This window comes from Flaviramulus aquimarinus, assembly GCF_039543205.1.
Taxonomy (GTDB): Bacteria; Bacteroidota; Bacteroidia; order Flavobacteriales; family Flavobacteriaceae; genus Flaviramulus_B; species Flaviramulus_B aquimarinus.
The window spans coordinates 64,741-89,465 of the sequence record NZ_BAABJH010000005.1; the positions used below are offsets into that span (position 1 = coordinate 64,741).

The 24,725-nt window shown below is 32.3% G+C and carries 22 protein-coding genes; 8 read left to right on the forward strand and 14 right to left on the reverse strand.

The features are described 5' to 3' along the window. Nucleotides 1-112: 112 nt before the first annotated feature. Nucleotides 113-718 (forward strand): DUF1684 domain-containing protein, encoded by a 606-nt coding sequence (locus ABD941_RS11035; RefSeq protein ID WP_345274194.1) that lies wholly within the window; start codon nt 113-115, stop codon nt 716-718. A gap of 70 nt (nt 719-788) precedes the next feature. On the opposite strand, the gene crcB is transcribed toward ABD941_RS11035, so the two are convergent. Both crcB and ABD941_RS11045 read right to left on the reverse strand, forming a co-directional pair. Beyond that, nucleotides 789-1,154 carry a fluoride efflux transporter CrcB gene (crcB, locus tag ABD941_RS11040; protein WP_345274195.1) on the reverse strand — a complete coding sequence of 122 codons (366 nt, stop codon included), beginning with the start codon at nt 1,152-1,154 and terminating at the stop codon, nt 789-791. Nucleotides 1,155-1,225: 71 nt separating this feature from the next. After that, nucleotides 1,226-2,245, reverse strand: a complete 1,020-nt coding sequence (locus ABD941_RS11045; RefSeq protein ID WP_345274196.1) for an SRPBCC family protein — start codon at nt 2,243-2,245, stop codon at nt 1,226-1,228. A 197-nt stretch (nt 2,246-2,442) separates the two neighbouring features. On the opposite strand from ABD941_RS11045, the gene ABD941_RS11050 reads away from it, so the two are divergent. Next, nucleotides 2,443-4,482 carry a dipeptidyl-peptidase 3 family protein gene (locus ABD941_RS11050; protein ID WP_345274197.1) on the forward strand — a complete coding sequence of 680 codons (2,040 nt, stop codon included), beginning with the start codon at nt 2,443-2,445 and terminating at the stop codon, nt 4,480-4,482. 255 nt (nt 4,483-4,737) lie between these two features. Here the strand turns inward: ABD941_RS11050 and ABD941_RS11055 are convergent, their stop codons facing one another. The 10 genes from ABD941_RS11055 to ABD941_RS11100 form a co-directional block, all read right to left on the reverse strand. Next, complete coding sequence (locus ABD941_RS11055) at nt 4,738-5,127, reverse strand: response regulator transcription factor (protein ID WP_345274198.1); 390 nt, start codon at nt 5,125-5,127, stop codon at nt 4,738-4,740. A gap of 125 nt (nt 5,128-5,252) precedes the next feature. Then, nucleotides 5,253-6,344 (reverse strand): hypothetical protein, encoded by a 1,092-nt coding sequence (locus tag ABD941_RS11060; protein WP_345274199.1) that lies wholly within the window; start codon nt 6,342-6,344, stop codon nt 5,253-5,255. Nucleotides 6,345-6,543: 199 nt separating this feature from the next. Continuing rightward, nucleotides 6,544-9,924 carry a T9SS type A sorting domain-containing protein gene (locus ABD941_RS11065; RefSeq protein ID WP_345274200.1) on the reverse strand — a complete coding sequence of 1,127 codons (3,381 nt, stop codon included), beginning with the start codon at nt 9,922-9,924 and terminating at the stop codon, nt 6,544-6,546. Nucleotides 9,925-9,935: 11 nt separating this feature from the next. Continuing rightward, nucleotides 9,936-11,012, reverse strand: coding sequence for a right-handed parallel beta-helix repeat-containing protein (locus ABD941_RS11070; RefSeq protein WP_345274201.1), 1,077 nt, complete (start codon nt 11,010-11,012; stop codon nt 9,936-9,938). Nucleotides 11,013-11,595: 583 nt separating this feature from the next. Beyond that, nucleotides 11,596-13,815, reverse strand: a complete 2,220-nt coding sequence (locus ABD941_RS11075; protein ID WP_345274202.1) for a T9SS type A sorting domain-containing protein — start codon at nt 13,813-13,815, stop codon at nt 11,596-11,598. 266 nt (nt 13,816-14,081) lie between these two features. Further along, complete coding sequence (locus ABD941_RS11080) at nt 14,082-14,918, reverse strand: hypothetical protein (protein WP_345274203.1); 837 nt, start codon at nt 14,916-14,918, stop codon at nt 14,082-14,084. A 13-nt stretch (nt 14,919-14,931) separates the two neighbouring features. Next, nucleotides 14,932-15,555: a response regulator gene (locus tag ABD941_RS11085; RefSeq protein ID WP_345274204.1), complete on the reverse strand. Its 624-nt coding sequence runs from the start codon at nt 15,553-15,555 to the stop codon at nt 14,932-14,934. Then, nucleotides 15,552-17,363: a tetratricopeptide repeat-containing sensor histidine kinase gene (locus tag ABD941_RS11090; protein WP_345274205.1), complete on the reverse strand. Its 1,812-nt coding sequence runs from the start codon at nt 17,361-17,363 to the stop codon at nt 15,552-15,554. The genes ABD941_RS11085 and ABD941_RS11090 overlap by 4 nt, the downstream gene beginning before the upstream one ends. Nucleotides 17,364-17,409: 46 nt before the next feature. Next, the gene (locus ABD941_RS11095) at nt 17,410-17,937 is read right to left on the reverse strand and encodes a hypothetical protein (protein WP_345274206.1); all 528 of its coding nucleotides are present in this window, start codon (nt 17,935-17,937) and stop codon (nt 17,410-17,412) included. 155 nt (nt 17,938-18,092) lie between these two features. Continuing rightward, a complete protein-coding gene (locus ABD941_RS11100; RefSeq protein WP_345274207.1) occupies nt 18,093-18,278 on the reverse strand; it encodes a hypothetical protein in 186 nt (61 codons plus the stop codon). A 73-nt stretch (nt 18,279-18,351) separates the two neighbouring features. Between ABD941_RS11100 and ABD941_RS11105 the strand changes: the two genes are divergently transcribed. Further along, entirely contained in the window at nt 18,352-18,738 is a 387-nt protein-coding gene (locus ABD941_RS11105) for a pyrophosphohydrolase domain-containing protein (protein ID WP_345274208.1), read from the forward strand. Nucleotides 18,739-18,837: 99 nt separating this feature from the next. Here ABD941_RS11105 and ABD941_RS11110 read toward each other — a convergent pair whose 3' ends face one another. Continuing rightward, nucleotides 18,838-19,905, reverse strand: a complete 1,068-nt coding sequence (locus ABD941_RS11110; RefSeq protein WP_345274209.1) for a branched-chain amino acid aminotransferase — start codon at nt 19,903-19,905, stop codon at nt 18,838-18,840. A gap of 130 nt (nt 19,906-20,035) precedes the next feature. Between ABD941_RS11110 and ABD941_RS11115 the strand changes: the two genes are divergently transcribed. The 3 genes from ABD941_RS11115 (at nt 20,036) to ABD941_RS11125 (ending at nt 22,292) form a co-directional block, all read left to right on the forward strand. Further along, entirely contained in the window at nt 20,036-20,503 is a 468-nt protein-coding gene (locus tag ABD941_RS11115; protein WP_345274210.1) for a DUF4920 domain-containing protein, read from the forward strand. A gap of 1 nt (nt 20,504) precedes the next feature. Beyond that, the gene (mnmC2, locus tag ABD941_RS11120) at nt 20,505-21,230 is read left to right on the forward strand and encodes a tRNA (5-methylaminomethyl-2-thiouridine)(34)-methyltransferase MnmC2 (protein ID WP_345274211.1); all 726 of its coding nucleotides are present in this window, start codon (nt 20,505-20,507) and stop codon (nt 21,228-21,230) included. Nucleotides 21,231-21,365: 135 nt separating this feature from the next. Further along, complete coding sequence (locus ABD941_RS11125; RefSeq protein ID WP_345274212.1) at nt 21,366-22,292, forward strand: TIGR01777 family oxidoreductase; 927 nt, start codon at nt 21,366-21,368, stop codon at nt 22,290-22,292. 341 nt (nt 22,293-22,633) lie between these two features. Here ABD941_RS11125 and ABD941_RS11130 read toward each other — a convergent pair whose 3' ends face one another. After that, a complete protein-coding gene (locus tag ABD941_RS11130) occupies nt 22,634-22,840 on the reverse strand; it encodes a hypothetical protein (protein ID WP_345274213.1) in 207 nt (68 codons plus the stop codon). 155 nt (nt 22,841-22,995) lie between these two features. On the opposite strand from ABD941_RS11130, the gene ABD941_RS11135 reads away from it, so the two are divergent. After that, on the forward strand, nt 22,996-23,544 hold the full coding sequence (locus ABD941_RS11135; protein ID WP_345274214.1) for a nucleotide exchange factor GrpE: 549 nt from the start codon (nt 22,996-22,998) through the stop codon (nt 23,542-23,544). A gap of 9 nt (nt 23,545-23,553) precedes the next feature. Next, nucleotides 23,554-24,675: a molecular chaperone DnaJ gene (dnaJ, locus tag ABD941_RS11140; RefSeq protein ID WP_345274215.1), complete on the forward strand. Its 1,122-nt coding sequence runs from the start codon at nt 23,554-23,556 to the stop codon at nt 24,673-24,675. The last annotated feature ends 50 nt before the right edge of the window (nt 24,676-24,725 follow it).

Consider the following 24,725-nt stretch of genomic DNA (forward strand, 5'->3'; position numbering starts at 1 on the left):
TCCATTGCTTTCTATAAATTGTGACGTTATTACGCATTATTATTTTATTTTGATTGTCCAAAGCTATGTAAAATAATTGGAAGTTGTACTTTTGAAATCATAAATTTTTAAAATGAAACCATTAGTAGCGTTTATATCACTAATATTTTGTCTGTATGGCTGTGTTCAAAAAAAGCGTCCTGTAAAAGGGGAGACCGAATTCCAAAGAGAATTAAATGCCGAATATAAAGATGCTACAACATCACCTTTAAAAGATAAAGACCGAAAAGTATTTGAAGGTTTGGATTTTTTTAAGTTTGATTCTACATATGTTGTGAAAGCTAAATTGAAAAGCACACCAAATTCTAAATGGTTTCATATGAAAACAACAACGGATAGAGTTTCCAAAGAACGTGTTTTTGGAATTTTAACTTTTGTGTTGAATGGAAGTACATGTCAATTAAACGTTTATCAAGGAAAAGATTTAATACAAGAAGCAGGTTACGAGGATTATTTGTTTTTGCCTTTTTCAGATGAAACTAACGGTTTAGAAAGTTATGGTGGCGGACGTTATATAGATGTTAGAATTCCAGAAGGTGATACTGTGATTATTGATTTCAACAAAGCATATAATCCATACTGTGCTTATAACGATAAATATTCTTGCCCAATTGTTCCAAGAGAGAATTATTTAAAAACCAGAGTAGAGTCTGGGGTTAAGGCTTTTAAGAGGTATTAGTTAAATTTTTAATTCAATATTAAAAATGTCATTTGTTAAGAGAAATCATTTTTTTAACAAAATTAATACGCTACTTTACTAAATACATTCCAAAAAACACGGCTAAAAAACCAATTATAAAACTTGCAATAGTATATAGTGCAAAACTGGTAAAGTCGCCAGATTTTAAAAACATATGGTTTTCATAAGCAAAGGTCGAAAATGTTGTAAAACCACCACAAAAACCAGTCGCCAAGAGCAAGGTTTGATTTTGCGAAAGCGTATCGTTCTTTGCAGCTATGCCTAATATTATACCAATAAGTAAACTTCCTAATATATTGGCAGCAAGAGTTCCGTAAGGAATACCTGTTTCCGTACTGTTTAAATATTTCCCGATAATGTAGCGTAACACACTACCAAATCCACCACCTACGAAAACCAATAAAAATTGTTTCATGTATTAAAAAAATTAAGAATAATTACTCTGGTTATAATATTAGGTTTAAATTTTAAATGCCCATTATGAGCTTATTTTACAGCAATGAAAATTTCAGTAATCCAATCTGCAGGATTTGGTGTGTTTATAGTATCAGTTTGATAAACTTCAAGAGCAGGAGCATCATGTAGTTCTTCTAAATTATTATCTTTTATGTATTTAGATACTGTTTCCCAAGCTTCTTTTAAGTTATTATAATTGCCTTTTAAAGTTGTTTTAATAGCTTTAAAAGGTTTTAATTGTCCTGTTAAAATATCAGGTTCAGAAGAAATTACTTTTTCAGTAGTTGGCACACAACTGGAAAACATAACTGCATTATTTTCTTCATCCCATTTGTGGTAATATGTAAAAGGAGCACCAGCCATTTTAATACCATTGTTCATAGCATAGGTAGCAACTTTAGGCATCATGTCTTGCATTTTGCTTGCTAGGTCAGATATTTTACATGACGTTGTATTATAAATGTAAAAACCTCCGCCATGTTGTGTTATACCGTTTACTATTATACTATACCTATTCATATCGGCAACAACTATACTATCTAATTTTTTTAAACTACGCTCATAATGTGGTCCAATTTGTTTTTCCACACCGCCCATTAACGTGGCAAAAGCTTTGAAGCCGAATGGTAAATCTTTGCCGGAAATTGTCCAAATAGCATCTGTAGTACCATCACTATTAGGTTTAAATTCCCAAGATATATCAGAAGTCGGAAAATCAGCAAATTGCATCTGCTGTTTGATGGATTGGTTAGGAATAGTTTCAATAGTTTTCATGGTGCCAATACCATCTTTATCTTCCCAAGAGTATGACCCGTCAACGCCTAGGGTTTGTTCTGGGAGTGTGATTTTAATATCGGGATCAGCTTCAACCCAAGACGACCATGCTGGCCAATTTTTAAAATCAATGACATTATTATATATAACTGGAGCTGGTGCTTCAATGGTACGTGTTCTAGTAACTTCAAATGAGTTAGGCTGCACAGCAATATAAATAGACATACCAATAATGGCAATAAGCAATAAGAATAAAATGTATTTAAATGCTTTCATCTTTAAAGGTTTACAGATCTTTTAAAAATTTCACAAATCAAATATAAGGATTTTTCAATTTCGGTTAATAAATTATTACATTTGTTGTCATAAAAATAAATTTTTAATATCAAAAGGTTTGTTTTTTAAATGAATCAATAATTAATTGACTACAAAAGATGAATTTTTATACAATAACAAAAATAAAATTTAGCAATATGAAATTAAAATCAATATTAAATTTGATGCTAGTTAGCATCATTTTATTATCATGTGGTCATGATAAATCTGAAAAAAATAATGAAGAAGTAACTTCAGAAGAAGTTTCTGTATTTAACTATAATGTTGAGCAATTTGCTGATATTAAAATTCTTAGATATCAAATTCCAGCTTGGGAAAAGCTAAGTTTGGAAGAACAAAAATTGGTTTACTACTTAACTCAAGCTGGATTATCTGGAAGAGATATTATGTGGGATCAAAACTATCGTCATAATCTTAAAATCAGAAAAGCACTTGAAAATGTTTATGTTAACTATTTAGGAGACAAATCTTCTGAGGATTGGAATGCTTTTGAAACGTACTTAAAACGTGTTTGGTTTAGTAATGGGATTCATCATCACTATTCAAATGCTAAATTAACACCTGCATTTTCTTCAGAGTATTTAAAACAATTATTGTCTCAAACGAATACAGTTTTAGAAGGTGAAGCTTTTGATGTTATTTTTAATGATAAAGATGCAAAAAAAGTAAATCAAGCAAAAGGTGTTGATAATGTAGCATTGTCTGCAGTTAATTTTTATGGCCCAAATGTTACAAATGCCGATGTTGAAACATTTTACAAAGCTAAAGTTTCACCTAATCCAAAAAAACCATTATCATATGGTTTAAACTCGCAATTGGTAAAAGTGAATAGTAAATTAAAAGAACGGGTTTATAAATCCGAAGGTTTATATGGTCAAGCTATAGATGAGATTGTTAAGTGGTTAGAATTGGCAAAAGGAGTTGCTGAAAATGAAGCGCAAGGTAATGCACTTGGTTTATTAATTGAATATTATAAAACAGGCGATTTACAAACTTGGGATGATTATAATGTGGCTTGGACTTCTGCAACCGATGGTAATATTGATTATATAAATGGTTTTATTGAAGTGTATAATGATCCATTGGGCTATAGAGGTTCTTATGAAGGTATTGTGCAAATCAATGATTTTGATATGTCTCAAAAAATGAAGGTACTATCAGATAATGCCCAATGGTTTGAAGACAATTCTACCTTAATGGAGGCGCATAAAAAGGAGAATGTAGTGGGGGTAACTTATAAAGTAGTAAACGTAGCTGGTGAAGTTGGAGATGCCTCACCAAGTACACCAATAGGTGTTAATTTACCTAATTCCAGCTGGATACGTGCTGCTGTTGGCAGTAAATCGGTTTCATTAGGGAATATTATTAATGCTTCTAATAATGCAGGAAGTACAGGACGTTTAAAGGAATTTGTACATGATGAAGATGAATTATCCAATCATAAAAAATACGGCGAGTTAGCTGATAAATTAGAAACGGCTTTGCATGAAGTTATAGGTCATGCATCAGGGCAATTAAATCCAGGTGTAGGTGAAACCAAAGAAACGCTTAAAAATTATGCATCGACATTAGAAGAAGGTCGTGCTGATTTAGTAGCTTTATATTATATGTATCATCCTAAATTGCAAGAATTAGGCTTGGTAGACGATTGGGAAGCTGTTGGAAAAGCATCTTATGATGCCTACATACGAAATGGTTTGATGACACAATTAATTCGATTAAATTTAGGAGATAATGTAGAAGAAGCACATATGCGTAACAGGCAATGGATATCTGCGTGGGTATTAGAAAAAGGTGAAGTGGATAATGTTATCGAAAAAGTAACAAAAGCAGGGAAAACATATTTTAATATAAATGATTATGCAAAACTACGCGAGTTGTTTGGACAATTATTAAGAGAAACGCAACGTATAAAATCTGAAGGCGATTATAAAGCAGTAGAAGCTTTGGTTGAAGGTTATGGTGTAAAAGTAGATCAAGATATCCATAAAGAGGTATTAGAGCGGAACAAACAATTTACGTCTGCACCATATACCGGTTATGTAAATCCTGTTTTAGTGGTAGATAAAAATGATGAAGGAGAGATAACTGGAGTAAATGTTACTCATCCAAAAACATTTGTTGGTCAAATGTTAGATTACAGTAAGTTTTATAATTTTTTACCTGAAGTTAATTAGTAAGGATTTTTTGAATTTAAGCTAAAAAACAGAATCTTAATTAGGGTTCTGTTTTTTTGTTTACACTAAAAATTAATAGGATAATATTAATAACAATAAGCACACTCATAATTAATAATATTTTCATTTTTCGAATAGTTTAGTTGTTATTAGCTATTAGTTAGATGCATAGTTTTTAAAAAGGTTGCGTCTAAATAACCGTTTAATTATGTAACAAGAAAAGTTTAATTTTTCCTAGTCTATAAAATTGAAGTTTTAATAGGAGTTAAACTTTCGCAAATTATTTATGATTGCATATTCTATAAGCTTTCCTTTTCCTATGAGTCCTAGTTTTTTTCTAATGTTCTTTCTATGAGTTTCTATAGTAGATATGCTTAAGTTTAGTTTTTTTGCTATATACAAAGAACTCTCTCCGTTGCCGATATATTGTAAAACCTGCATCTCTCTTTTTGTTAAGGTATTGATCTTGTTTTGTTTTTTTATATCAAGCGTCGTAAAAAAGAAAATAATAGCGTTAACGGTTTCCTGATGTTTTGTAATCGCTTTTGTAGCTTCTAATATGGATAAAATTTCACCTTTGGACAGTAAGTGACCTTCTTTTTTTATATTATTTATGGTTTTTAAAATTTCTTTGAGAGCTGCCATGTATTGGTTTTGAAATACACGTACAATCTAGGTTATCTAAGTGAAAAAAAAAATCCCCATTATTGGGGATTTTTTAGATAATTAAGTTAGAGTGACTAATTCAAACAATTAGACTAAAATTATTACTATATTCTTTTAAAAGTATATGTGTCGGTATAAGTTTCATTACCATCAACATAGGTTTCGGTAACTACTAAATTGCCATTAATAATCTCTACTTCACCTGCTTCTAGTATTAAATCGCCATTAGGGTAGTCTTCACTATATTGAGGCTCAAGAAAGTCTACATATTTAAATGATACTAATGTTAGCGTATTGTCTACTTCATTATATGCCCATTTCCCTGTTTCTTCAGCGTTGTATTTTTCAATTTCACTAAAATACACAGCTTCACAATTATCAGTTGAAGTACTGTAATCTATAGTTTTGTACTCTTCATCATCGATTAGTCTAAAGTCGCCATCACTTTCAATGGTAAATGTAAATTCTTGCTTTAGATATTCTACGTAAGGGACGTTTTTAGTTTGTCCGTTGCTACAAAAAATCTGTGTTCCGTTATCAATATCAGTTGAGCTTACTTCAACCCAAGTGCCAACAATAGATGAATTTCCTCCCCAAGCTTCAACTTCTACACATACAGTAACGGCTTGGCTAATGTTATTTGCACTGTCATAAATACAAAGTGTTCCACAAAATTGCCCTGCAGGAAAAGAATCTTCAAAATCGATATCAATTTCAAATTCTTCTTCCATCATGTTGTTATTTCCTCTAGAAAATGCTAATCTTTTAGAAGCTGTCTTTCCTTTTGTATTTGAGCTTTTTCCTGTTAAAAAGCTAGAAGACGGAATGTCAAAATAGTTGGATGCACTATTATTATTCACATCTTGAAACTGTAAATAAGCACCAGCTATAGTGGTTTCGGTAGTTGAAAATTTTAAATTAAAACCAGAATTTTGATAGGCTTCTGCGTTATTAGAATCAACTTGAAGATCTATATTACTGTTAGGAGCAGGCGGTGCGCCGTCATTTTTTGTAGCACCTTCAATATCGATGCCTGTATTTAAATTATCAACTTCAATAGCTGCATTTTCAGTTTCGTTTTGCATATTGGCTAGGTCGTCATTTCCAGCAGTATTGTTGTTGTCCGAATCGGAAGAACAAGAATAAATAGCCATTGAAAAGAGTGTTAGAATAAATAATGTTTTAATAGTTTTCATATAATTGGTTTTAAGTTGTTGGAAGATGTTAATTGTGCTGTAATAAAATTAGTTTAAAATGGACTTTAAGTTTTAAATAAATTAATATTTATATGTTCAAACATACAAAAGAGTAGCTATATAAAAAATCCCCATTATTGGGGATTTTTTATATAGTTGGGTTTTATGGTTTTCCAACTTAATTATTCAAAGGTTCTTACTATTTTTTTATGACCTGTTTAGTAACCGATACATTATCAATATTAAACTTCAAGAAATAAATACCTGCGCTTAAATTGCTTAAATTAATTTTAGTTTTTGGTGTTTTTATTCTTTTTAAAAGCTTCCCATTTATACTATAAATACTCAACGTATTAATAACTAATTTTGTTGAAATGTTTAAATAACTTTCTGTAGGAACAGGATATAATTTAATATTCCTTGCAGATATTTCAACATCTTCAATACTTAAAGTATCTATAATAGTAACAGTAACTGTTGTGCTATTCATATTGCCAGCATCATCAGTGATGGTCAATACAACAGGGTAATTACCGGGAGTAGTAAATGTATCAACATCTATGCTTAAAGTAAAACCACAATTATCTGATGATCCATTGTCAACATTATTTGCTGTAATAGTAATGGAAGGGTTTCCTGCTAAATCGATATTAATATCTTGCCCAATTGCAACAGGGTTTACTGAATCTACAACTGTAACAGTTGCAGAAGCTGTATTTGAGTTCCCGTTTGCATCTTCAACGGTTAACATGACGGTGTTGGCGCCAAGGTCGGCACAAGTAAAACTTGAAACATCTAATGATTTTGAAGTCACCCCACAATTATCTGTTGAATTATTATCCACATTATCGGCGTTAATAGTTACATTACCGCTAGCATCCAACTGAGCAGTAAATGCTTGAGTGACAGCAACAGGGTTTATGTTGTCTTCAACAGTAACTGTAGCCGTGTTTGTACCCGTATTTCCACTCGTATCATTAACAGAAAGCGTTACTGTATTAGCACCTAAATCGGCACATGTAAAGCTTGTAATATCTAAACTATTACTAGCTATAGCACAATTATCGGTTGATCCATTTTCAATTTGGGATGCTGTTATTGATGCATTTCCAGTAGCATCTAATTGTACCGTAAGATTTTGCGTAACTACAGAGGGATTTACTGAATCTACAACTGTAACAGTTGCAGAAGCTGTGTTTGAGTTCCCGTTTGCATCTTCAACGGTTAACATGACGGTGTTGGCGCCAAGGTCGGCACAAGTAAAACTTGAAACATCTAATGATTTTGAAGTCACCCCACAATTATCTGTTGAATTATTATCCACATTATCGGCGTTAATAGTTACATTACCGCTAGCATCCAACTGAGCAGTAAATGCTTGAGTGATAGCAACAGGGTTTATGTTGTCTTCAACAGTAACTGTAGCCGTGTTTGTACCCGTATTTCCACTCGTATCATTAACAGAAAGCGTTACTGTATTAGCACCTAAATCGGCACATGTAAAGCTTGTAATATCTAAACTATTACTAGCTATAGCACAATTATCGGTTGATCCATTTTCAATTTGGGATGCTGTTATTGATGCATTTCCAGTAGCATCTAATTGTACCGTAAGATTTTGCGTAACCACCGTTGGGTTTATATTGTCTTCTACGGTTATAGTAGCTGTACCAGTCTCAATATTTCCGCTCTGGTCTGTAATTGTTAATGTTACAGTATTGTTTCCTAAATCCGCACATGTAAACGATGTGATATCGATACTTCTGTTAGCAATGGTACAGTTGTCTGTAGACCCATTATCAACATCATTCACCATTATTGTTGCGTTTCCACTAGCGTCTAATTGAACTGTTGAGGCTTGCGTTGTAACTGTTGGTTTTACTGAATCTTCAACAGTAACTGTAGCACTAGTTGAATTTGTATTTCCACTTGAATCTGACACTGTAAGGTTAACTGTGTTCGCGCCAAGATTTGCACAAGTAAAACTAGAAACATCCAAACTAAAGCCGGTTACAGCACAATTATCTGAAGATCCATTTTCAATTTGAGATGGCGTAATGGAAACATTACCTGTAGCATCTAATTGGACTGTGATGTTTTGGGAAATAGCAACGGGGTTTATATTATCTACAACAGTTATAGTAACATCTTCTGTGCTTACTTTGGCTTCAGCATCTGTTGCCGTAATGGTAACTGTATTAGCTCCTAAGTTTGCACAGGTATAATCAAATTGAGTTTGGTTTAATACTACTGACACCAATTCGCAATCATCAAATGTACCATCATCAACATCAGCTAGGGTTATTGAAGCTTGACCTGAAGCATCTAATTCTGCTGTTATATTCGGAAAAACAACTATGGTTGGGTCTGCATTATCAAAAACTTCTACGTCTTCTCTAAGTTCATATAAAGACCATTTGCCATCTGCATTTTGAAGTCTGATGTAAAAATCATGAAAGTCGCAAGTAACATCAGTTGTTGCTAAATCTATAGTGTATTCATCTGGATTTCCAGTCGGTATAATTGAGGCTGCTGTGCCATTACCAAAACCAGGATCTGTGTCATAAAAATATTCTGCAGCAGTAATTGGAGAGATGATTATATCTTTGTTAACATAGAATAACTTCTTCTCATAGAGCGACCAAATTCCTATATCGTCTCTAACACGAACATAAAGGTTATGAAACCCTTCAAGTGGACTTGTTGGAATAGAAATAGTTTGATTTAATAATCCTGTATTCGAATCTACAGTTATTGCGGTACCATTTCCAAAACCAGGGTCTGTATCTATAAAATATTCTGCTTCAGCTATATTTGTAGCACCTGCTCCAGCTTCATTTTTAAATACGAAAAATGTTTTTCTTTCGTACATACTCCATACGCCAAGGTCATCTTGTGTGCGGATGTACATGGTATTAAAACCTTCTAGAGTTCCTACAGGAAGCGCAATTGTTTGTGTAAGGTCTCCAGTGTTAGCATTAACAGTAAGCGCATTTGCATTGCCAAACCCAGGATCTGTATTGAAGAAATACTCAGCAGTAGCTATATTAGAAGCTCCGCCACTTATGGTGAAATCTGTAATATAGAATGTTCGTTTTTCGTACATACTCCAAACTCCAAGATCATCTTGTGTTCTTATGTATAAAGTGTTAAAACCTGTTAGTGAAGCTCCAATTGCTATGGAAAAAGTTTGCGATAAGTTTCCGGTATTTAAGTTTGTTGTAAGTGCGTTAGCATTACCAAAACCGGGGTCTGTGTTAAAGAAATATTCAGCGGAAGCAATGTTTGATGCTCCACCACTTATTGTAAAGTCAGTAACATAGAAAGATCGTTTTTCGTACATACTCCAAATGTTGGAATTGTCTTTTACACGAAAGTAAAAACTATTAAACCCAGTTAGTGAGCCAATAGGAATGGAAACCGTTTGATTGAGGTTACCAGTATTTACGTCTGCTGTAATTGATGTTGCATTATCAAAGCCGGGATCGGTATTGTAAAAATACTCAATTTCCGTTATAGATTGACTAAACCCTAAAATGCTAAAGCAACACCATAACAGGGTTATGATTTGCGTTTTCATATAGATGGTTTTTAGTTTGTTTTTGCCTCTATTGTAACGCTTAAATTACCATTTTTTGGAACGGTTGGACTATATGTGGTGACTTTTAAACTTGGATACCCCGTTGGAGTTCCGAAGGGTTTAAAGTTATAAGCTTCGTGTAAACCATCGTCTGTAACGGTAGATCCTCCCTGTAAAGTTAAATCGTCAATACCTGGGTCGTATCCAGAACTTGTACCAGCAACAGATTGAGAAACAGTATTATCTATATTGGTAAATAATGGGTTTATATTAGATTGCACATTGCCATTGATGGTTATGCCTGTACCTGTTTCAAAATTATATGTATATGTGGTGTTATAATTATAAGAAATACAATTATCTACTTGAATGGTGCCTGAACCAACGTTTAAATCAATCTGTCTATTGGCTGAAGAGTTAATCACAAAAATACTATTGCTAATGTTTAGTAAACCAGATGTTGAACTATTGGTTAAATCGGCACCACTACCAGCAGCTGCCACTACATTGTTACTAAATAGTAGGGTGTCTGTTGTATAAAATTGATTAGTAGAGCCAAGAAACAGGTTGTTGGTTACAAGTATATTAGATGTTTTTCCATATAATCTAAAGGTGCTTCTAAATATATTTCCTTGCATAAGAATGTTATCTATATTGGCATAGAACCCTATACTCATTGAGCTCGTAAAATCACAATCAAAAATTGAAAGATCTGTCAGGTTGGAACCATTAGAAGCTGAGTTATCCGAAATCGAGGATATTTTTAAGCCCTTAAGTGTTACATTTGATGCTCCAGTTGTAAGGGTTATAGTTCCCACTGTGCTTATATATCCATTATCTCCTCGCGAACGGCCAATAATAGTTATTGCTTTGTTAACAGTAATGGCACCGTAAGTAGTTGGAGAGTGTTGTACATATATAATATCCCCTCCTGTAGCAGCATCAATGGCGGCTTGTAACGATGTAAAATCGGTAGATGCTCCTGCATTATTATTTACTATATGCGTGGTTTGCGCACTAAGTGTAAGTGACATAAATCCTAAAAAAATGTAAAGGATGGCTTGTTTAAAAAAAGTACTTGTTTTCATAATATTTGGTTTTAAAGATTAATTTTTAGCTTTAAGCATAGTCTAAAGAATAGAAAGCAAATAAAATTGCTTCCAATAATAAATTCGGACAGTTTCTGTAAAACACAAATAGATAATTTAAGTACAGGGTATACTTAGGCGTTGAAAGTAGAAAATGGTGTAATCAATTTTTAGAGAGAAAAATGGATTGTCTAATATACTAAATATCAATATGATATCATAATTTTTTCAAGTTTATTTTTCAAAAAAAAAGATACTTTTATTAATAGTTTCTATTAAATGATAACTATCAATAACATGAAAATTGTAAACAAGCTTAAATCGTATTAAAGGTTGTTTTTATATCTGTAACAGAACAACATTGAGGCATCATTATCTCTAATTCTAGATTGTCATCTATATTAAAATAAAAGATAGATATAGCAATTGCTAGAGGCGTTAATACTTTTAGAGTTTTTTGCTTTTTTTTGATTGGTTAATAGTATACTAAACTTATGAAAGATTACAAAGTCAAAAATCCTCAAAGCTGTGGGTTTTGTATGCGTTCATCAAAAATATTGCTATTGAGCGTTTGTTTTTAAGTTTATTGCTTAATTATACGTTTTGTTGCTACTTTGTTTTTTGCCTCTATTTTTAATACATAAATACCAGCATTAAGGTCTTTAATATCTATTACAGATTGTTCCGTTTGTAGTTTTTGTTTTAAAACTAAACGCCCACTCATATCATATAAATTGGCAATGGCTTTGTTACTAGTGTTTAGTTTTATGTTTAATATGTTTTTGGTTGGGTTGGGGAAAATTAAAATGCTTTTTGAAATAGGTTCTTCTATCGATAACGTGGCATCAATAACAATAGTAATGTTAGCGCTTTGAATAATGAGGTCTGGTAGTAATGGATTGGTAATAATACAATAATAAATACCGCTATCCGATTCTTGTGCATTGGTAACAGTATAACTAATGGACTCAGCACCACTTATTGCTACGTTGTCTTTATACCATTGATATACATCTCCATCACCTTTAGCAGAAGTGGTTTTATTGAGACTGGTGTCATCAATATTAAGTGTAATATCTAATCCAGGAGCAGATTCGATATTTTGCTCTACATCTTTTGTGCGCTGTGGTGAGTAATTTAAATTTTGATAATTGTTAGCCTGAACAAGCGGTTCTAAATTTGCAAAATTAAAATAATTGTTTACAATGTTTAATCTAAAATTTCCTGCTGCATCTAAAAACTCTTGAGGGATTGCACCTTCAAATTCATTACCTCCAGCCAATACATCGCTAATTCCAGCAAGTTCTTTAGGAATAGTACCTGTTAATCCACACTCTGCAATACGCAATCGCACTAAGTTTGGTAAGTTAAAAATTTCTTGCTGTAGGGGCTGGTTCAACGGTATTCCAGTTAAATTTAACCACTCTAAATCCTGAAGATTTGAAATGTCTGAAGGAACACCTCCGCTTAATTTTAATTGTTTTGAAGATTGACCGCCTAAGAATATATTTTTAAGCTTTGTTAAAGTCCAAATCTCGGAAGGGACTTCACCAGAAATATCATTATTTAGTAATTCTAAAATTTCTAGTTCTTTTAAACTGCCTATTTCAGAAGGAATTTCGCCTTTAAGGTCTCTAAAATTAAGGCTTAATGTGGTAACCCGATCTGTTACTTCATCAAAACCTAAACTAAATGAATTATCCCAAGAATAAATAGGTTTGGTTATATCCCAAGGTTGTATCCAATTTGGGCCGTCTAGAGCATTATAGACAGCTATAAGAGCATTGTAGTCGGGATGAGTAGAAGGGTCGGGTATTTGGTAATAAACATTTGGCCATCCACCTGTAAATATTTTACCATCAGAAGACGATTCTATTTCTCCAATAAACTCATTTGAAAGTTGCGTGTCTGCGGTCCAAGTTAATCCGTTGTTGCTGGAATATGATAACCCTAAAGTACCGTTACTGTTTGTACTTGTTGAAACATACTTGTTAAGCGATGGAAGAAAATATATAGTATTGTATAAATTAGCTATATCTGAACCAATAAAGTTCCATGTTTGCCCACCATTAGATGTTGAATATATTATATTGCTAGTACTGTTGTCATTATAAACCAAGATTCCGTTTGAATCATTTTTAAAAGCGAAACTTAAGTTGGCTTGAGAGTTAAAAGGCGTAGTTATTTCTGACCAAGATATTCCCATATCTGGTGTTTTAATTATTGTGCCAGCTCCAGTAATAAAATAAGCCGAACTACCAATTATTCTTAAATAAAAACTACTATTTAATGACCATGTACCCACAGATGATAATGTTGATGATTGATCATACCAAAAACCATCTAAATATACATATAGTTCTAAACCATCGCCCATAGCAAAACCATGGTTCGCATCCCAAAAATGGACTTGGTTTGGGAAGCTAGAACCCCCATTGAATATTAAACTTTCCCTAATCCAATTATTTCCAGAATCGGTGGTTTTATATAGTCCATTTAGGCTAGAATTGTCCGAATAAGATACTATAATGTAAGCTGTGTTTTCATCCACAGCGCTTAAAACGCCTGTACTAAAATTATTGTCTGCGAATAATGCTGGAAAACTTTTTTTAGTCCAAGTAACACCGCCATCTGTGGAAATAGAAAAACCATTTGATGTTGTTTGATCCATAATCCAGATGATATCATCATTTACTACTGAAACATTATTTAATAGAGATAATTGACTTGTACTCGATGTTGTCCAGTTTTGAGAATAAATTAAGTTTACACTTAATAAAAATAAGAGTAATAACTGTTTCATAGCAAGAGGTTTTTAAAGATTAATTAATAGCTAGATAAAACTATGAAATGATACCATACCAAAAAATCCCCAATACTAGGTATTTTATAGTTGTTTACCGAAAAGTATATCGATTAATGGTAGCTTTTCATAATTAACAATTTAAAAAACTCCTATTTTCACAAAACGTAATAAGTTCAGAGGCATTATGGTAGTTACTTTTTTAAGTATAAATACAAGGTTGGTTTTTAACATTGTATTTAAGAAAGCTTTTTTATATATTTTTATTATTTAAAGGGGTTTTTGTCTAGCCTGAATGATAATGAAATGAATGGATTTATTCTTATGAAATCACCATGTAGTTGTTCGAAAGTTAAATTTTCTTTAATTATGTCGCCTTCTTCATAATTGGAATTTAACTTTTTTTGGTTATGAAAAGCAATACCTAATGTTAAAGTTATATTTTGATTGTAAATTAATGAGCCACCTAAAAAAACGGATAAGCTTTTTTCTAAATCATAGCCAAGGCCTCCAGAAAAACCAACATTAAATTCATCGTTATTGTTTTTCAACCAAGTAAACATCAGGGTTGGGTGAAAATCGTATTTGTTTTGGTTTGTGCCTTCTGTTATAACATATATACTATCTACCGATTTTGAGAAGAAAGTGTTATTATTACCTAAATGAATAAAATTAAAACCGAAAGTTGTCTGCCATTTCCCTCTAGGTTTGGTTTTATAAATATATTTAAACGTTGATACTTTGGTTTCTGTTCTAACGCCTCCAGGTCTAGTAATATTAAATACTTCAATGGTTATACTTAATTGCTCACCTTTTAATACATCGAAAGTCCCAATTTCTCTTGTAATATTTGGATTTGCTAACACTCTTAGCGCTTGATACCCTTCTGGAGTTTCTAATTGATTAATGACCATATTTTCTTTTATGGCTGATATTTTATATTGTTTAGATACATCTACATGGGTCATGGAAAATTTATATGTTCCAGGTTTTACGGTAACTTCTTGATTGGTAACATTACTTGACATATCGATTAGGAATTCTTGAGCGTTTAGGGTCAAGATACTGTGGAGCATAATCGTAATAATAAATATTGGTTTCATAATATAGTTAGATTTAAAATTTATATTTTTTATCCAAAGCATATCGTAAAAGTTCCCCTTTACCTTTGAGCCCTAGAATACGTACCATGTTTTTACGGTGTGTATCGACGGTATGAATACCTATAAATAATAAGTCGGCAATTTCGCGGGAGGTTTTACCTTGGCCTATAAGCTCAAGGATTTCAATTTGACGTTTGGTTAAAACACCTTTTGTTTTATTGTTAGATTCTGAATTCAATACATTGGTATTTATATTGGCATCAAAATAGGTCTCGCCTTTTGCTACGGTTAAAATAGCTTGATGTACTTCTTTTAATGACGAGTTTTTTAAAATATATCCAGAAGCCCCCGCATCTACCATTTGCTGTATAGCTTCAATTTGTTCGAACATGGTAAAAGCGAGCACATTTATTTTAGGATGCTTTTTTTTAATTTGCTTAGTGGCTTCAATACCATCCATTTTTGGCATTCGTATATCGGTAAGCACCACATTGGGGAGTTTTTTGTCAACAATTTCTAAAAGTGCTTCACCATCATTGGCAGTGCCAATGATCGAAATACTATCTTCATATTCTAAAAGTAATTTTATGCCGTCAATAAGCGATTGGTGGTCTTCGGCTATAGCAAGTCGTATCATATCGGTATGTCTATTATTATGGTTGTGCCTTTATTGATTTCAGATTCTATGGTCATATTGCCATTTAAGTGCTCCACACGTTTATCTATACTACTAATACCCATTCCTTTGTTTTTGGTTGTGATTTGGCTAGGGTTAAAGCCTTTGCCGTTATCTTCAATCATGATATTTAAACTGTCATCATGATTGGTAAGATGAATAGTGGCTTCAGTAGCTTCGGCGTGTTTTATAACATTGGTAATAAGTTCTTGAATGATTCTGAAAATGGTTAACTCTAAACTATTTTCTAGTCTGTTTTCAAGTCCGTGATCAATAATGGCAACGGTTATCTTATTGGAAACAGATATTTTATCAGCCATATTTTGTACAGCTTTTAATAAGCCTTGTTTTGCAATAACGCCAGAGTTTTTAGTATGTGCTATAGAGCGTATTTTTTGGTAGGCCTCATCTAAAAGAGTTGTGGTTTTGTCAAATAATTCCGGGGTCTGTTTGTCTTTCAATGCATTAAAATGAAGCTTTACGGTGGCCATAAGTCCACCTAAATCATCATGCAAATCATTAGCTATTCGTTGGCGTTCTTTTTCCTGCCCCTCAATCATAGCATCAATATTTACCAATTCTTGTTCTTTTAAAACCGTTGCTAGTTTTTGGGTTTCTAAGGCTTTTTCTTGTTCGGCTAGTTTTTGTTTTTTGCGTGTGTTTTTTTGAATTAAGAAAGCGGTGATACTTCCAAAAAGGATAAAGGCTAAAGCGCCAAATAGTAAATTTCGGTTTTGCTTACGTTTAGATTCTATTTCTAGGTTTTTAAGCCGTAACCCTTGATTGTCAAACTTCTCTTTTATTCTAGTAATGCTTTTTTGATGCTCTTCTTGATTTAAGCTATCTGATAATTCGTTAAACTTTTGGAGGTATTCGTATGCTTTTTTATAATTTTTTGTCTTATAATTTATTTTGGCTAGATTCTCTTTAATATAACTTTTATTGGATAATTGATATATGTCTAATTTGATACTGTCGGCTTTCTTATAATAAAATTTTGCCTCTTTGTTTTTGTTTAGTTTATTATACGCACTTCCTTTATTAATAAAGTTTAAGAATCTTGAATTTGGACTAGAGAATTTGGGATGGTTTTTAAAAAACAAAGATTGTTTATCAAAATAAAATAATGCAGAATCTGGCTTTTCAATGATGTCTGTATATAGCGATCCTATATTGTTGTAAATGGTAGGAATTAAGACGCTATCTTTAGTTTTAAATTTAAACGTAAGTGCTTTTTTATAATTAAATAAGGCTTTTGTTTCTTTTTCCCGAAATAAATAATAATTACCTAAGAGAAAATGATATTTAATCCTAAACTCTTCTAAGTTATAGAGTTTGGTCTTTTCATATAATAAATCCAGGTAAAACTTGTTATAATAGTTGTTTTCATTATAGTCATAAGTTTGGGATAGTTGTTCTAAACTATATAAAATTGTGGGTATATCTTTTATCTTATTTGCTGTAATATAAGCGGTTTGGAAATTACTAAAGCGAAGCGAGTCATTATCGACTTTTTTAAAATATAAACCTTTAAGATAGCTTAAACTAGCAATGTTTCTTGTAGACAACGAATCACGATTTTCTACTTTTCTTATCAATTTTATAATAGAATCCTTTTGTTCAGTTTTAAGATAAAGTAAAAGGTATAGCCAATCTTGTTGTTCGGAATTATTTGAAGTTTTTATCTTTTTTTCTAAATAGGCAGTAGTTATATTCTTGTTTAAATAATAATAAATTGAGTCGTTTTGTTGCGCATTACAAAACGACATATAATTTATTAAAATGAAAAAACAAACAAATAGTTTATGCATACGACTATTTATTGTCCTTGTCTTCCGGAATAAGTGGGTGTGTGCCTCCAATTACAGATGTTTTCTTTTTTCTACCTAATATATCTGGACACTCATTATTTTCATCATATTCAATGTTAAGTACTACAATTATTTCTTGGTATTCTTGACTAAAAGTGACTCTGTCTTTAAATTGACGTGGCTTTTTATTGAATAAACCACCTTTAGTGGTATAGGTAATAATATTGCCATTTATAGTACGATTCGGATCTGGAAACCCTTTTGGTATTTTTAATGTAAGTTTAGCATATTTCTTTTTGTGTTTATATTGTGATTTAGTTTTAAAAACGGATTCGTTTGATTCACATAAGTTTTTATTGTCAAACATTATTAAATCTGATTCAATCTTTTTTTTGTAAAGGTTGATAGCTTTTAATTCTTTATTACAATTTTCTAAGGCATCATTTGCTTCTTTAAGTTCCTTTTTACAATCTTTACAACATCCAAAAAAAGTAAACAGTATTAAGCCAAGCGCAATAAATTTAATTTTCATAATCCTGAGGTTTTAATTATTAATATTACAAATCTCCCCAAAAGTAGACTGTAAAAAAATACCCAATAATGGGTATATTACTTCATTAAATTAGAAAAACATATTTTGGAAAAACTAAAACCTAGACAAAGCGCAAAAAAAACCGAAGTAAGGTTTTACTTAAAGAAATACTTAATGGCAGAAATAAATAAAATAAAAGCAATAAAGGCAACAAGTACCCAAATGCTACCTGAATAAAAACGTTTGTGGAGTTTTAAATCTTTACGATAGGTGTAGCCAATAATAATAGCAAAGCCAATAAAAAATAAAACTCCAAAAATGATTTGACCTTTACTAAACATATTGTTATTTTTATGCAAATTTAATGAAAACAGAGGTTCTCGCCTTATCGGGAATGAAAAAAATAAAATTTAAATGAAGAATAAAATAGAAGCTGTAAAAGCATTTCATACCGCATTTAAAATTGGACATAGAGAAACGCCTAAAGCGGACTTAGGACAAGATAAAAACACCTTGCGTTTCAATTTAATGAAAGAAGAAAATGAGGAATACCTTGAGGCTGCTAATAATAATGACTTAGTTGAAGTAGCAGATGCATTGGGGGATATGCTCTATATCCTTTGTGGTACCATTATAGAACATGGTATGCAACATAAAATAGAAGAAGTATTTGAAGAAATTCAACGTAGTAATATGAGCAAACTTGGGGAGAATGGACAGCCTATTTATCGTGAAGATGGTAAAGTGCTTAAAGGACCTAATTATTTTAAACCAGATATTCAAGACATACTAAGTAAATAGTAATTTAAGATTCTTTCTCTATACAAATGCAGATTATAACCTGAAACAAACTCAGGTTTAAATAAAAAAAAGAGAAGCATATATATGCTTCTCTTTTTTTTATTTAACTTCATATCGCCATCCAAAAGGGTCTTCAACCTTATTGGTTTGTATATCTGTAATGCGCTTTTTCAAAAAGCTAGCATAAGTGTCATCTAGTTTTGGCAACTCGTAATCTGTATCTTTATAGCCAAATCCAGAAATTGGCGAAATAACTGCTGCTGTTCCAGCGCCAAACATTTCTTTAAGCTCTCCCTTTTTAGCAGCTTCTACAACCTCACTTACTGATATTTTTCTAACCTCTACAGGAATACCTTCAGCTTTTGCTAATTCAATAATACTTTTACGAGTAATACCATCAAGAATTCTGTCGCTAGTTGGTCCTGTAATTAAAGTGTCATTAATACGAACAAAAATATTCATTGCGCCAGCTTCCTCGATATACTCGTGTGTATTATCATCGGTCCAAATAACTTGTTGGTAACCTTTATCTATAGCCAATTGAGTTGGATAAAACTGCCCAGCATAATTACCACCAGCTTTAGCAAAACCAACACCACCATTAGCAGAACGTGAGTATTTTTCTTCAATCAAAACACGAACTTCACCAGAAAAATAAGATCCAGAAGGTGCTGTACAAATTATAAATTTATATTCATCAGCTGGCGAGGCATGAAATCCTTGTCCAGAAGCAAATACAAATGGTCTTATATATAATGAACTTCCTTCGTTTGTTGGAATCCAATCTTTATCAACTTCTAACAAAGCTTTTAAGCCGTCCATGAAATAACTTTCAGGTAACTCAGGAATAGCCAATCGTTTTGATGAAATATTTAAGCGTTTGAAATTATCTAAAGGGCGAAATAACCAGACATTTTCATCTGTATCCTTGTAAGCTTTCATACCTTCAAAAACAGATTGCCCGTAATGAAAAATCTTAGCAGACGGATCTAAAGTAATAGCTTGATGAGGAACAACTTTTGGTGCTTGCCATTTCCCATCTTTAAAATTACATTCTAACATGTGATCAGAAAAAACATGTCCAAATTGTAAATTACCAAAATCTACATCGTTAATTTTTGTAGTTTTCGCCTTTATAATCTCTATGTCGTTGATTATCGTATTCATAAGTCCTCTTATTTACAGGCACAAATTTAAAGAAAATCGCTTTTAAAAAATAGGTATATTTACATAAATCGATTAAAAGCTAAATATGTACACCATGAAGCCTATTTGTTTAATAATTATATGTGTTTTAATGTTAAATTCTTGCAAGAATAAAAATCAAGAACATATTAAAACACCAGTTGAGACGGAAAATATTGAGTATATTTCATTCGGAACAAAAATTATAGCTGATGATGCTATTGCTTCAAGTTCTATGGCGTCGCATTATAAAATCATGAATGTAGGCGACAGTATAAACTCTAAAATGCAAGCTAAAGTGAATGGTGTCTGTCAAGCCAAAGGCTGTTGGATGACCCTGGATTTAGAAAATGGAAAAGAAGTTATGGTAAAGTTTAAGGATTATGGTTTTTTTGTACCCAAAGATATAACAGGTAAAGATGTTATTGTAAATGGAAAAGCATTTGTAGAAGAGGTATCGGTAGAAGAACAAAGACATTATGCTAAAGATGCTGGTAAGTCTGCTGAACATATAGCTACTATAACAGAACCGAAAAGAACATATTCATTTGAAGCTGATGGCGTTTTAGTCATTCAATAATTTGAAAAGAGAAGTCGTAATAACTGCCGATGGTTCTTCAACCATACATATACCAGATTGGAATGAGCAATACCATTCTAAGCATGGTGCTATACAAGAAGCCTATCATGTATTTATAAAACACGGTTTGCATCATTTGTGTTCTCAAATAAAAACGCCTTTAAATGTCACTCCGAGCGTAGCCGAGAAGTCTCAGAATGTGTTAAATCATAATAATGTATCCATTCTAGAAATAGGATTTGGTACAGGCTTAAATGCGTTTATTACGCTTTTAGAAGCTGAAAAATTAAACCTGAATATCGATTATTTTGGCGTAGAAGGCTATCCGGTTTCTGTAAATGAAATTGAGCAGCTAAATTATCCTAAGCAATTACAGGTTAAAAAAAACGAAGCCTTTTTTTATAAATTGCATGAAATGTCTTGGGAAGAAAAGCACGATGTTACACTACATTTATCATTAACAAAACAAAAGAAGCTTTTTAATGATATTGATGCTATAGAAACATTTAATCTCATTTATTTTGATGCCTTTGGTGCCAGGGTTCAACCCGAATTATGGACAGAATCTATTTTTAAAAAGATGCATAAGGCTTTAATACCCGAAGGTGTTTTGGTCACTTACTCAGCAAGAGGAAGTGTGCGCCGTGCCATGCAAGCCGTTGGTTTTACTGTTGAAAGACTTCCTGGCCCACCAGGTAAAAGAGAAATGCTTAGAGCTACTAAATAAGTTAGTAATATTTAGTCAAGTATTTTGGTCTTTTTAATTTTGTATCTCTGTAACTTACGTGAATAATTTTTGTTAAACCTAGTATAAAACTTTAGTAAATCGAATATCCATTTTGTAACTTTATAAAAAAAGAAAATGCGCGTTTTAATAACTGGAGCAACAGGCTTAATAGGGCAAGAAATTGTTAAGTGTTGCCATGAAAAAGACATAAAAGTAAACTACTTAACAACGAGTAAGTCTAAAATTGTCCAAACAGATACTGATAGCTCTCATGATTATCAGGGGTTTTATTGGAATCCAAAAACAAAAGAAATCGATATAAATTGTTTTAAAGATGTTGCGGTTATAATCCATTTAGCAGGAGCAACTGTTTCAAAACGATGGACATCTGCCTATAAAAAGGAAATTCTTTCTAGTAGAAAAGAAACAACAGAACTATTGATTAATGCTTTAAAAGAAGAAAGTCATACCGTAAAACAAATCATTTCTGCAAGTGCTATTGGTATCTACCCAGATTCCTTAACAAAGTATTATGACCAAACCCACAATGAGATAAGTCCGTCTTTTTTGGGACAAGTTGTTGCTGTTTGGGAAGATGCTGTAGATGAATTTTCCAAACTAGGTATAAATGTTTCAAAAATTAGAATAGGCTTAGTGTTATCCAATAAAGGAGGAGCTTTGCAAGAAATGGTTAAACCTATTAAATTAGGAATGGGCTCAGCCTTTGGTAATGGTAAGCAATGGCAATCATGGATTCATATTAACGATTTGGCCCATATGTTTTTATATGCTTTAAAACATAATTTAACAGGTGTTTATAATGGTGTTGCACCAAATCCAGTTAGTAATAATGAGTTAACAAAAGCAATAGCCCTTGTGATGAAGAAACCTTTGTTTATGCCAAATATCCCTAAGTTTTTCATGAAGCTTGTTTTAGGAGAAATGCATATTCTGTTATTTGAAAGTCAGCGTGTCAGCTCTAAAAGAATAGAGGATAAAGGGTTTTATTTTAAGTACAATTATTTAGAACCTGCTTTGAAGAATTTGTTAGGACGAACTTAGAAGCTTATTTTCTTCCCTTTTAATAGTAGCTTTATATTTTGCTTTTTTCCATACTTGGAATTACTCCAATAAGTATGCTATGGTATCCTCTATAACAGCTGTGAAATTTTTATAAGTGTCAAAATATCTCAAATGATATTCTTCACATGATTCTTTAATTTGGATACTATGCGCTATCATGTTTTTGACATGATCTATTCATCAGATTTATCAATTAACCAATCGTTTTTCCTAAAGCTATTTTTTTTTATTTATTTAACTTTTTGGGCAACAGCAACATTTGTATAACCTAAAAAGCAAACTTTTATTTTATACAGGATGTTTTTTTAATAACTCAATTATTAATTCAGGCAGTATGGCTTCACCTCAATAATATAATCTACATCACCACAAATCATATTTTCGAAGATTGCTTTAAAAAAACTCCAAGACCTTTCAGCAATTTCATATGGGAATAGCATATGATGGATTTCGTATTCTGGAATGCCATTAATAAACGGACTACCTAAATTATCAGAAATAGATTTTAGACGTATTGCAGATTTCATCTTGTTCTATCAATATAAAGGTTTCACTGGTAAGGGGTATCATATCATTCGTTATCAAAAAAAAGTAAAATTATTTTAATGACATTATGACATTTTTATAATATTGGCAGTACTTTTGCCAACTAATTTTAGTATTTGATAAAATTGAATTTACGATGAGTAAAAAAGATAAGAACGATATAGAAAACGAACAAGTAGAAGCTACACAAGCCGAAACTGTTGAAGTGGAAGATCAAGTTACTGAGGAACAATCTGTTGAAGAGAAAATTCAAGCAGAATTAAAGCAAGAGAAAGACAAGTTTTTACGTTTGTTTGCAGAGTTTGAAAATTACAAAAGAAGAACGGCAAAAGAGCGTATTGAGTTGTTTTCTACAGCAAGTGAAGGGGTTATGAAAACCTTATTGCCAGTGCTTGATGATTTTGAACGTGCATTAAGTCATATAGAAGAGGATAAAGAAGCCGAGGAAATGCGTAAAGGCGTACTATTAATTTATAATAAGTTGGTAAACACCTTAGAACAAAAAGGCTTAAAGGCTATGGAAGTTAGTAAAGGAGACGTTTTTAATGCTGATGTTCATGAAGCTATTACGCAAATACCTGCACCTACAGACGATTTAAAAGGAAAAATTATTGATATTGTTGAAAAAGGATACATTTTAGGCGAGAAAGTTATTCGTTTTCCAAAAGTAGTTATAGGGCAATAAAACTAAGACATGGCTAAAAGAGATTATTACGAAATATTAGGAGTAAGTAAAGGTGCTACTGCAGCTGAAATAAAAAAGGCATACAGAAAAAAGGCTATCGAATTTCACCCAGACAAAAATCCTGATGATAAAGATGCAGAAGCAAAATTTAAAGAAGCTGCTGAAGCTTACGAAGTTTTAAGCGACGACAATAAAAAAGCACGTTACGACCAATTCGGTCATCAGGCTTTTGAGAATGGCGGCGGCGGTTTTGGCGGTGGCGGTATGAATATGGATGACATATTCAGTCAGTTTGGAGATATTTTTGGAGGCGGTGGCTTTGGTGGTGGCTTCTCTGGTTTTGGCGGTGGTGGTGGCCAACGTCGTGTAAAAGGAAGTAACCTTCGTATTCGTGTAAAACTAACTTTAGAAGAAATAGCTAACGGTGTTGAGAAAAAAGTAAAAGTTAAACGAAAAGTTCAAGCACCAGGAACGACTTATAAAACCTGTTCAACTTGTAATGGTAGCGGTCAAGTAACACGTATAGCAAATACCATTTTAGGTAGAATGCAAACCTCTGCACCATGTAATGTGTGTGGTGGTGCGGGACAGATTATAGATAAAAAACCAAGTGATGCAGATGCACAAGGTTTAAAAGTGTCTGAAGAAACCGTATCCATTAAAATACCCGCTGGTGTTGTAGATGGGATGCAACTTAAAGTATCAAGTAAAGGTAATGAGGCTCCAGGAAATGGTATTTCAGGAGATTTAATTGTCGTTATTGAAGAAGAGACACATGATAGATTACAGCGTGAAGGCGATAATTTACATTACGATTTGTATGTAAGTTTTCCAGATGCTGTTTTAGGAACATCTAAAGAAATTGATACCGTAACTGGTAAAGTGCGTATTAAAGTTGAAGCAGGTGTACAATCTGGTAAAATTTTACGTTTACGCGGAAAAGGAATTCCGAGTATTAATGGATATGGTAAGGGCGATCTTTTAGTACATGTTAATGTATGGACACCAAAAACATTAAATAAACAGCAAAAAGAATTCTTTGAATCTATGCAGGAAGATGAGCATTTTTTACCAAAACCAGAAAGTTCTGATAAATCATTTTTTGAAAAAGTAAAAGATATGTTTTCTTAAAAAAAGAGACTTAAAAAGTTAATTAATCCGCTTTTTTAAGCGGATTTTTT